The sequence below is a fragment of the Pseudomonas sp. Irchel 3F6 genome, assembly GCF_900187595.1.
Taxonomy (GTDB): Bacteria; Pseudomonadota; Gammaproteobacteria; order Pseudomonadales; family Pseudomonadaceae; genus Aquipseudomonas; species Aquipseudomonas siliginis.
On record NZ_FYDP01000004.1, the window covers coordinates 577,685 to 591,593 of the forward strand.

Sequence of the window (13,909 nt, forward strand, 5' to 3'; positions counted from 1 at the left end):
GGGGAATTTAATCTGCCATAAAACAAAACCCCCGGCCTGGGCCGGGGGTTCTGGTATCACTCGTCGAGGAAGGAGCGCAGATGCTCGCTTCGCGTCGGGTGGCGCAGCTTGCGCAGCGCCTTGGCTTCGATCTGACGGATCCGCTCACGCGTTACGTCAAACTGTTTGCCCACCTCTTCGAGCGTGTGGTCGGTGTTCATGTCGATACCGAAACGCATGCGTAGTACCTTGGCTTCACGGGCAGTGAGGCCGGACAGCACTTCGCGAGTCGCTTCCTTCAGGCTTTCCACTGTGGCGACATCGATTGGCGACTGCATGGTCGAGTCTTCGATGAAGTCGCCCAGATGGGAGTCTTCGTCATCACCGATCGGGGTTTCCATGGAGATCGGCTCTTTGGCGATCTTCAGTACCTTGCGGATCTTGTCCTCAGGCATTTCCATGCGTTCGCCCAGCTCTTCCGGAGTCGGTTCGCGACCCATTTCCTGCAACATCTGCCGGGAAATACGGTTGAGCTTGTTGATCGTCTCGATCATGTGCACCGGGATACGGATGGTGCGCGCCTGGTCGGCGATCGAGCGAGTGATCGCCTGACGGATCCACCAGGTGGCATAAGTCGAGAACTTGTAACCACGACGGTATTCGAACTTGTCCACCGCCTTCATCAGACCGATGTTGCCTTCCTGGATCAGATCGAGGAATTGCAGGCCGCGGTTGGTGTACTTCTTGGCGATCGAGATCACCAGACGCAGGTTGGCTTCAACCATCTCTTTCTTCGCGCGGCGGGCCTTGGCCTCCCCGATCGACATGCGACGGTTGATGTCCTTGATTTCTGCGATGGTCAGGCCGGTCTCGGTTTCCAGCGCAATCAGCTTCTGCTGGCAACGGATGATGTCCGGCTGCACGCGACCGATGGCTTCGGCGTACTTGCTCTTGCCTTTGGCCAGGGCGTCGGACCAGCTTTCGTCGACTTCGTTGCCCGGGAACTGACGCAGGAAATCGGCGCGTGGCATACGTGCATCACGTACGCACAGCTGCATGATCGCGCGCTCTTGCTGACGCAGACGATCCAGGGCACTGCGCACACGCTCGACCAAGGCTTCGAATTGCTTCGGCACCAGTTTGATCGGCATGAACAGCTCGGCCAGGGCCAGCAACTCGGCAACCGCTGCCTTGTTGTGACGACCGTGCTTTTTCAGGGCCTTGCGGGTGATTTCCATCTGGTCCGCCACGGCGCCGAAGCGCTGTGCAGCGATGACCGGGTCCGGACCGCTTTCGGCTTCTTCTTCGTCGTCGGAAGATTCGGCATCATCGTCATCGGTATCGTCGTCGGCCTTCACGGCTTTCGGGTCAACCGGCGGCGGCACTTCTGCCGCAGGCGGCGCGATGCCGTCGTCCGGGTCGATATAACCGCTCAGGACGTCGGACAGGCGACCACCTTCGGTGGTGACGCGGGTGTACTCGGAGAGAATGTGGTCAACCGTGCCAGGGAAGTGCGCAATTGCGCTCATCACTTCACGAATGCCTTCTTCGATCCGCTTGGCGATTTCGATTTCGCCTTCACGGGTCAGAAGCTCGACCGTACCCATTTCACGCATGTACATGCGCACCGGGTCAGTGGTGCGACCGATATCGGTCTCCACCGCCGCCAACGCAGCGGCTGCTTCTTCCGCAGCGGCCTCGTCGGTATCGGCGTCGGCCAACATAAGGGCGTCCGCATCCGGAGCACTCTCGTGTACGGGGATCCCCATGTCGTTAATCATGCGGATGATGTCTTCCACCTGCTCCGGATCTGAAATATCCTCGGGCAGGTGGTCGTTGACCTCGGCGTAAGTCAGATACTTCTGCTCACGACCCAGTTTGATCAACTCAATAATACGAGACTGCTGTTGCGCTTTTCCGGACATAACACCCTATCCACTGAAGGTCTTGGCGGGCAAAAAACAAGCCGAGGATTATACCTGAGCTATGACCTCACGCGCCAGTTGAGGTCGGGTTTGATGCGGAAACATTGCGACTTAAAAGGTCGCGCAGTTGATTTTTCTCTTCGACGCTCAGTTCGCTTTGCCGCGCTTTCCTGAGTAACTGTTCGAGATTTCGCTCGCGTTGGCGGGCGGACAAGCTAGTAATGGTGTCGAAAAACTGTTGTTCAAGGTTATCTCCGTCAATCAGCCATTCCTTTTCTGCCAGCGCCTTGAGTAAGCGACCCTGTTCAGTACCGTGCCATCGCGCGATCAGCTGAAATGAGTTTAGCTTGGGATTCTTCTGTACGGCTTCGAGCAGCGCCACAAGCAGCTGGGCGTTGGTCTGATTTTCATCGGCAATGTGCCCGGCGTCTTCGACGCGCTTGGCCAGTTGCGGATGATGGAGCAATGTTCGCAGTGCCGTCAGGGTTGGCGATTCAACGCCAATCGGCGTGCGCGGGCGCTGCTGTTCGCGATCGCCACCACGCTTGCCGTTCTTGTCCCACGGTTTCTTGTCCCACTTCTTGCCGCCGGCGCCGGGTTTCTTCGGCGTCCATTCCTGCTGCGGCGCATACATGTCCTGCGCCTGCGGCTGATGGTAGTCGCTGTAGTCCGGCATGGCGTCATAATCGAAGCCCGGATCGTAGGCGGGCGGTGCTTCCTGCGGCGCACTCTGAACCAATTGGCTGACGGTTTCGCTGCTCAGGCCAGTGATTTCGGTCAGGCGCTGACGCATGAGAATACGCAGGTTTGCGCCCGGCACCTTGTCGATCAATGGTGCGGCGAGGGTGGCCATGTGCGCCTTGCCCTCAAGAGAGCGCGGGTCGGATTCTTCGGTCAGTTGCTGGAAAAAATAATCGGCCAGCGGCTGCGCGTGCTGATTGATGCGCGCCTTGAATGCGTCGGTGCCTTCCGCGCGAACCAGGGTGTCCGGGTCTTCGCCTTCGGGCAAAAACAGGAACCGCGCGCGACGACCGTCCTGCAGGCACGGCAGGGTCGCTTCCAGTGCACGCCAGGCTGCGTTGCGGCCGGCCTGGTCGCCGTCGAAGCAGAACAACACGTTCGGGACGACGCGGAACAAGCGCTTGAGGTGTTCTTCGCTGGTCGCGGTACCCAGCGTGGCGACGGCATTGCGCAAGCCTTGCTGGGCGAGGGCTATGACGTCCATGTAACCCTCGACGACGATGATTTCGTCGAGGTTGCGATTGTTCTTGCGTGCTTCATAAAGGCCGTAGAGTTCCTGGCCTTTATGGAATACCGGGGTTTCCGGTGAGTTCAGGTACTTGGGCTTGTCGTCGCCCAGTACGCGACCGCCGAAGGCGATGATCCGTCCACGGGTATCGCGAATCGGGAACATCACGCGATCGCGGAAGCGGTCATAGCGTTTGCCGGTTTCGGCGTTCTCGATCAGCAGGCCAGCTTCGATCATGGCCTTCTGTTGCAACGTGTCGCTGCTCAGATGCTTGAGCAGGTTGTCCCAGCCCGGCGGCGCAAAACCGAGGCCGAAATCCCGAGCGATCTCGCCCGTCAGCCCGCGCCCCTTGAGGTAATCCACCGCAGCCTTGCGCGACGGATGACTCTTGAGTGCCTGTCGGTAAAAATCAGCGGCGGCGGTCAGCAGCGGGTACAGCGGCGAATCGGTCGGCTGGCGCGGCTTGCGCTCGCGACCGCTTTCTTCGCGGGGGATTTCCATGCCGGCGGCTTTGGCCAGATCTTCGACGGCCTGGGGGAAGTCCAGGTTGTCGTGATCCATGAGAAAGCCGAGGGCGTTGCCGCCGGCGCCGCAACCGAAGCAGTAATAGAACTGTTTGTCGGGGCTGACGCTGAATGACGGGGTTTTCTCTTTATGGAACGGGCAGCAGGCGGTGTAGTTCTTGCCGGCCTTCTTCAATTGCACGCGCGAGCTGACCACGTCGACGATGTCGGTGCGGTTCAGCAGGTCGTCAATGAAGCTCTGGGGAATCAGCCCGGCCATGGCGTTCTCGTCGTCTGCGCTGCAATAAATCCGTTGCGACAGGCCGTCGGACGCGGGCCATTGCTGGAAACGCACAAAAAGTGCGGCTCGACCGGTGTCGTCTGCGTAATCGCTGTCGGGAAGTGTATCTGCCGAAAATCCACTGACGTTAGTACCTATCAGTCTTCGACTATGTGAAAGTGTTGCGCTGAATCCGCTGACGGCCGATTGTCGACCTCGGATAGCTCAATAAAGCGGGCACGCATGCAGGTGCCTTGGGCTGATCGTCGTAAGAGGAATCAGTGGGTGTGCTCGTCAGTAGCCTTGAAAGGCTCGTCAGAAAAGACGTGCACCGCTGGCAAAAGAGCCAGGCCTGACGCGGTGAAGCAGATTTGTCTCGGTCGCATCGGCGGCGTCGACGGTGAAGCATCAAGCGTTTTACGCAAATGCCATTAGCCCGGCTGAGGGCCGGGCTTAGGCAAGAAGCTTGCTACGAACGTCTGTGGATTAGTACAGACGAACGGCGCGGCGCTGTTCGCGCTGAACTTTCTTGGCGTGACGCTTAACAGCGGCTGCTGCCTTGCGCTTACGCTCAGAAGTTGGCTTCTCGTAAAATTCGCGGCTACGAACTTCAGCCAGTACACCGGCTTTTTCGCAGGAGCGCTTGAAACGACGCAGAGCTACGTCGAAGGGTTCGTTCTCTTTTACTTTGACGGCTGGCATCCAGAGCTACCTTCATTCATTACCGGGGTCAACATCCTCGCGGCAAAAGAGCACTTGAAGACGTCGGTTTTTAAGGGTTGCGGATGTTAACCCCTCATCGCTCGGAATGCAAAGCCTCTGATCGAAAACCGCTGGTCGGGGCATCACGTGGCGACTATTATGCGCGCCTTCGAATTCAGCCTAAACAAGGCGCAAACCCATGCTAGTACTGGGATTAGAAACCTCCTGCGACGAAACCGGCGTCGCATTGTATGACAGTGAACGCGGTCTGCTGGCCGACGCGCTGTTCAGTCAGATCGACCTGCACCGTGTCTATGGCGGTGTGGTGCCGGAGCTGGCCTCGCGTGACCACGTCAAACGCATGCTGCCCTTGATCCGTCAGGTGTTGGCCGAGGCCGACTGTGTGCCGACCGAGATCGACGCAATCGCCTACACCGCAGGTCCTGGCCTGGTCGGCGCGCTGCTGGTCGGTGCATCCTGCGCGCAGGCGCTGGCGTTTGCCTGGGGCATTCCGGCGCTTGGCGTGCACCACATGGAAGGCCACTTGCTGGCGCCGATGCTGGAACCGAAACCGCCGGAATTCCCGTTCGTCGCTTTGTTGGTTTCCGGTGGTCATACCCAGTTGGTTCAGGTCGACGGCATTGGCCAATACAGCCTGCTCGGCGAGACGCTCGACGATGCGGCCGGCGAAGCTTTCGACAAAACCGCGAAGATGATGGGCCTCAATTACCCCGGCGGGCCGGAAATCGCCAAGCTGGCCGAGAAGGGCGTCGCAGGACGTTTCACCTTTCCGCGTCCGATGTGTGATCGCCCGGGTCTGGACTTCAGTTTCAGCGGCCTGAAAACCTTCGCCCTCAATACCTGGCAGCAATGCGTCAGCGCCGGGGACGACGGCGAGCAAGCCCGTTGCGACATCGCGCTGGCGTTCCAGCAGGCCGTGGTGGAGACTTTGACCATCAAGTGCAAGCGCGCCCTGAAACAGGCGGGCATGAAGCGACTGGTGATTGCCGGCGGCGTCAGCGCCAACAAGGCGTTGCGGGTTTCGCTGGAAAAAATGCTCGGCGATATGAAGGGTGATGTGTTCTATGCGCGCCCGGAGTTCTGCACCGACAATGGCGCGATGATCGCATTTGCCGGTTGCCAGCGCCTGAAGGCCGGCCAGCAGGAAAGTCTGGCAATCACCGTGCAGGCACGCTGGCCAATGGAGCAGTTGTCGGCGCTGTAATGAGCGACGCTCATGGACGGCAGTCAGAAATGCCGTTCGCGCCCGGCAAACAGGTCGCGTAGATTGCCGCGATGGCGCCAGACAATCAGCAAGGTCAGCGCGCTCATTGGCAGCAAGGCTTCCGGCTCCTGCCAGGCCAGCAATGGCAGGGTCAGTGGCGTGGCAATCAGCGCCGCCAGCGAGCTGGTGCGGGTCAGGTAAAACGTCAGTAGCCAGGCACATACTGCCAGCAGCGCGGCGGGTGGATACAGGCCGAGCAGCATGCCTGCGGCAGTGGCAACGCCTTTGCCGCCGCGAAAGCGAAAGTACAAAGGGAACAGGTGACCGATCACGGCGCACACGCCGATCCAGGCCTGATCCTGCACTGAAAGGCCCGCGCCCGAGGCGATCAGCACCGGCAGCAGGCCTTTGCACAGATCACCGAGCAGGGTCAGGATCGCCAGTTTGCGACCGGCCAGGCGCAGCATGTTGGTGGCGCCGGCATTACCCGAGCCACTCATTCGCGGATCCGGATTTCCGGTCAGGCGGCTGAGCAAAATGGCAAAGGACAGCGAGCCGAGCAGGTAGGCGAGAATCGCCAGTAACCAAAACATGCTAACTATTCCGGGCGAGGACGCCCTGATTCTAACGGCGCATCGCGCCCTTGTCGTGCAGCGGAGAGAAGTGCTTGGACAGAGTGTTTATCGAGGGCCTGGAAGTCGACACCGTGATCGGTGCCTACGACTGGGAGCGCGGCATCCGTCAGTGCCTGCGTCTTGATCTGAGCTTCGCCTGGGACAATCGCCCGGCCGCCGCCGGTGACGACCTGACCCTGGCGCTCGATTACGCCAGTGTTTCCACGCGCATTCAGGCCTTCGCCGAGCAGGCGCAGTTCCAGCTGGTCGAAACCTTCGCCGAGCGTCTGGTTGAAGTGCTCATGGCCGAATTCAAGATCACTTGGGTGCGACTGAAACTGACCAAGCCGGGCGCCGTTCCAGCGGCCAAGGGTGGTGTGGGTGTGGAGATCGAGCGCGGATGTCGCTGACTCAGGTCTACCTCGGGCTCGGTAGCAATATCGAGCGCGAAACCCATTTGCGCGCCGGTCTCGATGCGCTGGCCACGTTCCTGGTGGATATCCGTTGTTCGGCGGTGTTCGAGAGCCAACCGGTGGGCATCAAGAGCGGGCCGTTCTTCAATTTCGTGGTCTCGGCCTACACCGATCTGCCGTTGATGGAGCTTGACCGCCGCTTGAAATTCATCGAGGCGGACAACGGTCGTTATGCCCCGGATCGCAAAGGTCTGCCGCTGGATATCGACGTGCTGCTGTATGGCGATCTGGTGGGTAATTTCGATGGATTGATGCTGCCGCGTGCTGAAATCCTGAAAAATGCCTTTGTGCTGTGGCCGCTGTCGTTGATTGCGCCGGATCGGGTGCATCCGGGGGTGGGCAAGAGCTTTGCGATGTTGTGGGCTGAAGCGCAGATTGATCAGGTGTTGGCGCCGGTTGCGTTCGAATGGCGGGGGGAGCAGCTCACGCCTTCGGATTTGCGGTGATATCAAATGCGCTTTCGCGAGCAGGCTCGCTCCCACATTGGATCGAGGTCTCATGTGGGAGCGAGCCTGCTCGCGAAGTTTTTTATCAGGCTGTCGCCGCCTCTTTGTAGGCTTTCAACGCCTTCAGTCGTTCCCGCTTCAGCGCTTCGCCCAGTTCCGGCCCCTTGAATCCCTGCTCCAGCAACGGCTGCACCGCCACCGCTCGCGCAGCCTTCGCCGCTCCGCGCAAATAATCCGCCTGTGGATAACTGCGCTGCTCCAGGCCCTTGCGGCCACGGGCGTCCATCTCGCACGCGGCGATAAACTCTTCGAATCGCTGCGGCCGGCGATAAATATCGAAACTCTGCAGCAACTCCAGCAGCGTCGAGGCTTTCAGCTCCAGCGCCCGGTGCCCATGGGTGTGGTACTGGCCGGCCAGCAGCGCCAGTTCCTGACAGTCCTTGGGGACCTTGAAGCGCTCGTTGACCGCTTTGATCAGCTTCAGCCCGGTGTGCTCATGGGCGATATGCCTGGGCCACTCATCTTCCGGCGTCAGGCCTTTGCCCAAGTCATGCAGCAGGCAGGCCCAGCGCACTGTCAGTGGTTGTTTGTGCTGGGCTGATTGCTCCAGCACGCTCAGGGTGTGCAGGCCTGTGTCAATTTCCGGGTGATGGGTCTCTGGCTGCGGCACGCCGAACAAGGCTTCGACTTCCGGCAATAGCTCTTTGAGTGCGCCACAGTCGCGCAAGACCTGGATGAACACCTGTGGATGATCTTCCATCAGTGCCCGGGAAATCTCCTTCCAGCTACGTTCGGCAGTCAGCGCCTGCAATTCGCCGGACTCACTGAGCTGGCGCATCAAGTCCATGGTTTCATCGGCGACCGTAAAGCCCAATCCTGCGTAGCGCGCAGCAAAACGGGCAACACGCAGGACACGGAGCGGATCTTCGGCGAATGCCGGGGATACATGGCGCAGGATTCGCGCTTCAAGATCGCGCTGGCCATGGTACGGATCGGTCAGGTTGAGCTGATCGTCCTCCGCCATCGCGTTGATCGTCAGGTCGCGGCGAATCAGGTCTTCTTCAAGCGTCACTTCGGGACTTGCGTAGAAGGTGAAGCCGCCGTAACCCCGGCCACTCTTGCGTTCCGTACGGGCGAGGGCATATTCCTCTCCGGTTTTCGGGTGCAGAAACACCGGAAAATCGGCGCCAACCGGGCGGAATCCCTTGGCGAGCATTTCTTCAGTGGTCGCACCGACCACGACCCGGTCGACATCAGTGACCGGCAACCCTAACAGGCGATCACGTACCGCGCCGCCAACCTTGTAAACCTGCATAAAAAACCTCCGTCAGTCCGACAGGATAACCCTTGCGTCAGACTTTCGGAGGCCGGAACCGGATCAAAGATGAATCACGGCCAGATCGAGCCGGCCGTAATCGCCTTCGCTGTGTTCACTGCGTGGCGGCACGTGATGGGTTTTCATGATCTGGTCGCCTTGCAGGGTTTCCAGATGAATGTCGAAGCCCCAGAGCCGGTGCAGGTGCTTGAGGACTTCCTCGGTGGAGTCGCCCAAGGGTTTGCGGTCGTGCTGCTGATGGCGCAGGGTCAGCGAGCGATCACCGCGCCGATCGATGCTGTAGATCTGCACGTTCGGCTCACGATTGCCGAGGTTGTATTGCGCAGCCAGGGTTTCACGGATGATGCGGTAGCCGCCCTCATCATGAATGGCCGGCACCAGCAAGTCGTCTTTCTGGTCGTCATCGAGAATGCTGAACAGCTTTAGATCACGGATCACCTTGGGCGACAGGTACTGCAGGATGAAGCTCTCATCCTTGAAACTGCTCATGGCGAACTTGATGGTCGACAGCCAGTCGGAACCGGCGATGTCCGGGAACCAGCGGCGATCCTCTTCGGTAGGCTCTTCGCACATGCGCCGAATGTCGCGGTACATGGCGAAACCCAATGCATAGGGGTTGATGCCGCTGTAGTACGGACTGTCAAAGCCAGGCTGAAACACCACGCTGGTGTGCGAGGTGAGGAATTCCATCATGAAGCCGTCGGTCACCAGGCCTTCGTCATACAGGTCATTCATCAGCGTGTAATGCCAGAACGTTGCCCAGCCTTCGTTCATGACTTGGGTCTGGCGCTGCGGATAGAAATACTGGGCGATCTTGCGCACGATCCGTACGATCTCTCGCTGCCAGGGTTCCAGCAGCGGCGCGTGTTTCTCGATGAAATAGAGGATGTTTTCCTGCGGTTCGGCCGGGAAGCGGGCGTTGTCCTTGTCGCTGTATTTGTCCGCGCCTTTGGGAATGGTGCGCCACAGATCATTGATCTGCTTCTGCATGTGCTCTTCGCGATCCTTCTGCCGCCGGCGCTCTTCTTCGGCGGAAATCGGATACGGGCGCTTGTAGCGGTCGACACCGTAATTCATCAGGGCATGGCAGGAATCGAGCAGGTCTTCCACGGCATCGATGCCGTGGCGCTCTTCGCACTGCATGATGTACTGCTTGGCGAACACCAGGTAATCGATGATCGAACTGGCGTCAGTCCAGGTACGGAACAGGTAGTTGCCCTTGAAGAAGCTGTTGTGGCCATAGCAGGCATGGGCCACCACCAGCGCCTGCATGCAGATGGTGTTTTCTTCCATCAGATAGGCGATGCACGGGTCGGAGTTGATCACGATCTCGTAAGCCAGGCCCATTTGTCCGCGACTGTAGGATTTTTCGGTACTGAGGAAGTGTTTGCCGTAGGACCAGTGGTGATAGCCCAGCGGCATGCCCACTGAGGCATAGGCGTCCATCATCTGCTCGGCGGTAATCACTTCAATCTGGTTGGGATAGGTATCCAGCGCGTAGCGGGCCGCGATCCGGGCGATTTCGCGGTCGTAGGTCTGGATCAGCTCGAATGTCCATTCGGAGCCGGTGGATATGGGTTGGCGCTTCTGCTCTTTGGCGGTCATGTCACTAACCTGCGCTGGAAGAGTTCACGGAAGACCGGATAGATATCTCCGGCCGAGACCAGTTGCTGCTGGGCAAAGGTGTCAGAGAAGGCTTCGGCGATGCGTTCGTATTCGTACCACAGGGCCTGATGTTCGCGCGGGGTGATCTCCACGTAAGTGTAGTACTGCACAAACGGCATGATCTGATTGATCAGGATGTCGCGGCAGATCGGCGAATCGTCGTTCCAGTTGTCGCCGTCGGAGGCCTGAGCGGCGTAGATGTTCCACTCGTTGCTCGGATAGCGCTCGGCCATGATTTCCTGCATCAGCTTCAGGGCGCTGGAAACAATGGTGCCGCCGGTCTCACGAGAATAGAAAAACTCCTCCTCGTCCACCTCTCGGGCGCTGGTGTGGTGACGGATGAACACCACGTCGATCTTGTCGTAGTTACGTTTGAGAAACAGGTAAAGCAGGATGAAAAAGCGCTTGGCGATGTCCTTGGTGGCCTGCGTCATAGAACCGGACACGTCCATCAAGCAGAACATCACTGCTTTGGAGCTGGGGTTGGGTTGCTTGACCAACAGGTTGTATTTCAAGTCGAAGGTGTCGAGGAACGGCACGCGGTGAATGCGCGCGCTGAGTTTCTCGATTTCAGCTTCGAGTTCCTGAATATCGCCGAAGTTGTCCGGTTCTTCGCGCTTGAGCCGTGCCAGCTCTTCCTTGGCTTCGCGCAATTTCGCGCGGCTGCTGCCAGACAGGGCGATACGACGCGCATGAGCCGAGCGCAACGTGCGGATGATATTGATGCGTGAAGGGTTACCTTCATTGCTGATCCCGGCGCGGACGGTTTTGAACGTGTCGGTGCCGGTCAGGTTGCGTTTGACCAGGTTCGGCAGTTCCAGATCTTCGAACATGAATTCGAGAAACTCTTCCTGCGTGATCTGGAAGACGAACTCGTCCATGCCTTCGCCGGAGTTGCCGGCCTTGCCCGGACCGCGTCCGCCACCGCCTCCCGGTGGACGGGCGATATGTTCACCGGCCGTGAACTCTTTGTTGCCGGGATGCACCACGGTCTGTTTGCCGCCGCGTCCGTGATGAAGCACCGGTTCGTCGATGTCGCGACCGGGAATGCTGATCTGCTCACCGTGCTCCATATCGGTAATGGAGCGGCGACTGACTGCCTCTTCGACAGCCTTTTTGATGTGGTCACGGTAACGCCGCAGAAAACGCTGACGGTTTACCGTGCTCTTGTTCTTGCCATTGAGGCGTCGGTCGATCACATAGCTCATAAGGCCCCTCCGGGGAGCTTCAAGTTTTGAGCTGCAAGCTGCAAGTGGAAGCGAATGCCCGTGTTTCAGGGGGCACACGCTTTGTTCTTGCAGCTTGTGGCTTATAGCTTGCAGCTGCCTCACTGCGACTTGCGGACCCGCAGGTACCATTCGGACAGCAGGCGTACCTGTTTATCGGTGTAGCCACGTTCAACCATTCGCGTAACGAAGTCGTTGTGTTTCTGCTGATCCTCCTTGCTGGCCTTGGCGTTGAAGCTGATGACGGGCAGCAGGTCTTCGGTGTTGGAGAACATTTTCTTCTCGATGACCACCCGCAGTTTTTCGTAGCTGAGCCAGGTCGGGTTCTTGCCGTTGTTGTTGGCCCGGGCGCGCAGGACGAAGTTGACGATCTCGTTGCGGAAATCCTTCGGATTACTGATGCCGGCCGGTTTCTCGATTTTTTCCAGCTCTTCGTTCAGGGCCACGCGGTTGAGGATCTCGCCGGTTTCCGGGTCGCGATACTCCTGATCCTGAATCCAGAAATCCGCGTACAGCACGTAGCGATCGAAGATGTTCTGACCGTATTCGCTGTAGGACTCCAGATAAGCAGTCTGGATTTCCTTGCCGATGAACTCGATGTAGCGCGGCGCCAGGTATTCCTTCAGATAGCGCAGGTAGCGTTCGCGGGTTTCGGCCTGGAACTGTTCCTGTTCGATCTGCTGCTCCAGCACATAGAGCAGGTGCACCGGGTTGGCGGCGATTTCATGCGGGTCGAAGTTGAATACCTTGGAGAGAATCTTGAAGGCGAAGCGGGTCGACAGGCCGTTCATGCCTTCGTCGACACCGGCCGAATCGCGGTACTCCTGAATCGACTTGGCCTTCGGATCGGTGTCCTTGAGGTTTTCGCCGTCGTAGACGCGCATCTTCGAATAGATGTTGGAGTTTTCCGGCTCCTTGAGGCGCGACAACACGGTGAACTGCGCGAGCATTTTCAGGGTGTCCGGTGCGCAGTGCGCCTTGGACAGGGAGCTGTTGAAAAGCAGTTTGTCGTAGATCTTCACTTCGTCGCTGACGCGCAGGCAGTACGGCACTTTGACGATGTAGATCCGGTCGATGAACGCCTCGTTGTTCTTGTTGTTGCGGAAGGTGTGCCACTCCGATTCATTGGAGTGAGCCAGCAGGATGCCGGTAAACGGAATCGCGCCGAGGCCTTCGGTACTGTTGTAGTTGCCCTCTTGGGTAGCAGTCAGCAATGGGTGCAGCACCTTGATCGGCGCCTTGAACATCTCGACGAACTCCATCAGGCCCTGGTTGGCCCGGCACAGCGCACCGGAGTAGCTATAGGCGTCAGCGTCGTTCTGTGGGAATTCTTCGAGTTTGCGGATATCGACCTTGCCGACCAGCGCCGAGATGTCCTGGTTGTTCTCGTCACCGGGTTCGGTCTTGGCCACGGCAATCTGATTGAGGATCGATGGGTACAGCTTGACCACGCGGAACTGGCTGATGTCGCCGCCGAATTCGGCCAGGCGCTTGGTCGCCCAGGGCGACATGATGGTGTTCAGGTAGCGCCGTGGAATGCCGAAATCTTCCTCGAGGATCGCGCCATCTTCGGTGGCGTTGAACAGACCCAGAGGCGACTCGAAGACCGGCGAGCCCTTGATGGCATAAAAGGGCACTTTCTCCATCAGCTGTTTCAGCTTCTCGGCCAGGGACGATTTACCGCCACCGACGGGGCCGAGCAGATAAAGAATCTGTTTCTTTTCTTCCAGGCCTTGGGCGGCGTGGCGGAAATACGAGACGATCTGGTCGATGCATTCTTCCATCCCGTGGAAGTCTTCAAAGGCCGGATAGCGGCGGATCACCTTGTTGGAGAAGATGCGCGACAGCCTCGAATTGGTCGAAGTGTCGAGCAGTTCCGGTTCGCCGATCGCCATCAACAGACGTTCGGCGGCGGAAACGTAGGCGCTGCGATCGTTTTTGCACAGCTCCAGGTACTCCTGCAGAGAGAGTTCTTCCTGGCGTGTGGATTCGAAGCGTTGTTGGAAGTGGCTAAAGATACTCATGACGTCACCTCGCTCGATACGTGGAGCCGACGCCGGATCACTCAGTCGATGCTGGCAGCAGTCGCTGTGGCAGCTGCTGTTTACCCCCCAGAATTCTCCCACGGTCGACAAACCGCGAAAGCTACTCCCGATGACCCGCGCGCCGGTGTACCGGCTCTCCCCTGTTTTGGATGGCCTGCGCTTAAGGATAGTTGGGAATTCGAGAGGTAAAGGCGAGATACGTAATTAGTTGTGGCAGACCGTTCGTCTGCCGCGCGCAGGC

Annotated in this window: 11 protein-coding genes; 3 read left to right on the plus strand and 8 right to left on the minus strand. The window is 58.9% G+C overall.

Annotated features, from left to right (window positions below; translation table 11 throughout):
• Nucleotides 1-56: 56 nt before the first annotated feature.
• The 3 genes from rpoD to rpsU form a co-directional block, all read right to left on the minus strand.
• Nucleotides 57-1,904, minus strand: a complete 1,848-nt coding sequence (gene rpoD, locus CKW30_RS17150; RefSeq protein WP_024014550.1) for an RNA polymerase sigma factor RpoD — start codon at nucleotides 1,902-1,904, stop codon at nucleotides 57-59.
• Nucleotides 1,905-1,971: 67 nt separating this feature from the next.
• Entirely contained in the window at nucleotides 1,972-3,936 is a 1,965-nt protein-coding gene (gene dnaG / locus CKW30_RS17155) for a DNA primase (RefSeq protein ID WP_024014549.1), read from the minus strand.
• Between the two features lie 486 nt (nucleotides 3,937-4,422).
• Nucleotides 4,423-4,638, minus strand: a complete 216-nt coding sequence (gene rpsU, locus CKW30_RS17160; RefSeq protein WP_002551877.1) for a 30S ribosomal protein S21 — start codon at nucleotides 4,636-4,638, stop codon at nucleotides 4,423-4,425.
• A 199-nt stretch (nucleotides 4,639-4,837) separates the two neighbouring features.
• On the opposite strand from rpsU, the gene tsaD reads away from it, so the two are divergent.
• Complete coding sequence (gene tsaD, locus CKW30_RS17165) at nucleotides 4,838-5,863, plus strand: tRNA (adenosine(37)-N6)-threonylcarbamoyltransferase complex transferase subunit TsaD (RefSeq protein ID WP_039757706.1); 1,026 nt, start codon at nucleotides 4,838-4,840, stop codon at nucleotides 5,861-5,863.
• Nucleotides 5,864-5,886: 23 nt separating this feature from the next.
• On the opposite strand, the gene plsY is transcribed toward tsaD, so the two are convergent.
• On the minus strand, nucleotides 5,887-6,456 hold the full coding sequence (gene plsY, locus CKW30_RS17170) for a glycerol-3-phosphate 1-O-acyltransferase PlsY (RefSeq protein WP_041476705.1): 570 nt from the start codon (nucleotides 6,454-6,456) through the stop codon (nucleotides 5,887-5,889).
• Nucleotides 6,457-6,530: 74 nt separating this feature from the next.
• Here plsY and folB point away from each other — a divergent pair, with 74 nt between their 5' ends.
• Together folB and folK are read left to right on the plus strand one after the other, a co-directional pair.
• On the plus strand, nucleotides 6,531-6,887 hold the full coding sequence (gene folB / locus CKW30_RS17175; RefSeq protein WP_016772885.1) for a dihydroneopterin aldolase: 357 nt from the start codon (nucleotides 6,531-6,533) through the stop codon (nucleotides 6,885-6,887).
• On the plus strand, nucleotides 6,878-7,396 hold the full coding sequence (gene folK, locus CKW30_RS17180) for a 2-amino-4-hydroxy-6-hydroxymethyldihydropteridine diphosphokinase (protein ID WP_095181407.1): 519 nt from the start codon (nucleotides 6,878-6,880) through the stop codon (nucleotides 7,394-7,396). The genes folB and folK overlap by 10 nt, the downstream gene beginning before the upstream one ends.
• Nucleotides 7,397-7,481: 85 nt before the next feature.
• Here folK and CKW30_RS17185 read toward each other — a convergent pair whose 3' ends face one another.
• The 4 genes from CKW30_RS17185 to CKW30_RS17200 all read right to left on the minus strand — a co-directional run bounded on the left by CKW30_RS17185 (nucleotide 7,482) and on the right by CKW30_RS17200 (nucleotide 13,647).
• Nucleotides 7,482-8,711, minus strand: a complete 1,230-nt coding sequence (locus tag CKW30_RS17185) for a multifunctional CCA addition/repair protein (protein WP_095181408.1) — start codon at nucleotides 8,709-8,711, stop codon at nucleotides 7,482-7,484.
• 63 nt (nucleotides 8,712-8,774) lie between these two features.
• The gene (locus tag CKW30_RS17190) at nucleotides 8,775-10,337 is read right to left on the minus strand and encodes a SpoVR family protein (RefSeq protein ID WP_024014545.1); all 1,563 of its coding nucleotides are present in this window, start codon (nucleotides 10,335-10,337) and stop codon (nucleotides 8,775-8,777) included.
• Nucleotides 10,334-11,605 (minus strand): YeaH/YhbH family protein, encoded by a 1,272-nt coding sequence (locus tag CKW30_RS17195; RefSeq protein ID WP_039757709.1) that lies wholly within the window; start codon nucleotides 11,603-11,605, stop codon nucleotides 10,334-10,336. Before CKW30_RS17195 ends, CKW30_RS17190 begins: the two co-directional genes overlap by 4 nt.
• 119 nt (nucleotides 11,606-11,724) lie before the next feature.
• Entirely contained in the window at nucleotides 11,725-13,647 is a 1,923-nt protein-coding gene (locus CKW30_RS17200; protein ID WP_016772892.1) for a PrkA family serine protein kinase, read from the minus strand.
• Between the last annotated feature and the right edge of the window lie 262 nt (nucleotides 13,648-13,909).

Coding starts and splice junctions, on each gene's coding strand:
- folK (WP_095181407.1), top strand. CDS start 6,878: ATGTCGCTGACTCAGGTCTACCTCGGGCTCGGTAGCAATATCGAGCGC.
- dnaG (WP_024014549.1), bottom strand. CDS start 3,936: ATGGCCGGGCTGATTCCCCAGAGCTTCATTGACGACCTGCTGAACCGC.
- CKW30_RS17190 (WP_024014545.1), bottom strand. CDS start 10,337: ATGACCGCCAAAGAGCAGAAGCGCCAACCCATATCCACCGGCTCCGAA.
- CKW30_RS17200 (WP_016772892.1), bottom strand. CDS start 13,647: ATGAGTATCTTTAGCCACTTCCAACAACGCTTCGAATCCACACGCCAG.
- CKW30_RS17195 (WP_039757709.1), bottom strand. CDS start 11,605: ATGAGCTATGTGATCGACCGACGCCTCAATGGCAAGAACAAGAGCACG.
- CKW30_RS17185 (WP_095181408.1), bottom strand. CDS start 8,711: ATGCAGGTTTACAAGGTTGGCGGCGCGGTACGTGATCGCCTGTTAGGG.
- tsaD (WP_039757706.1), top strand. CDS start 4,838: ATGCTAGTACTGGGATTAGAAACCTCCTGCGACGAAACCGGCGTCGCA.
- rpsU (WP_002551877.1), bottom strand. CDS start 4,638: ATGCCAGCCGTCAAAGTAAAAGAGAACGAACCCTTCGACGTAGCTCTG.
- rpoD (WP_024014550.1), bottom strand. CDS start 1,904: ATGTCCGGAAAAGCGCAACAGCAGTCTCGTATTATTGAGTTGATCAAA.
- plsY (WP_041476705.1), bottom strand. CDS start 6,456: ATGTTTTGGTTACTGGCGATTCTCGCCTACCTGCTCGGCTCGCTGTCC.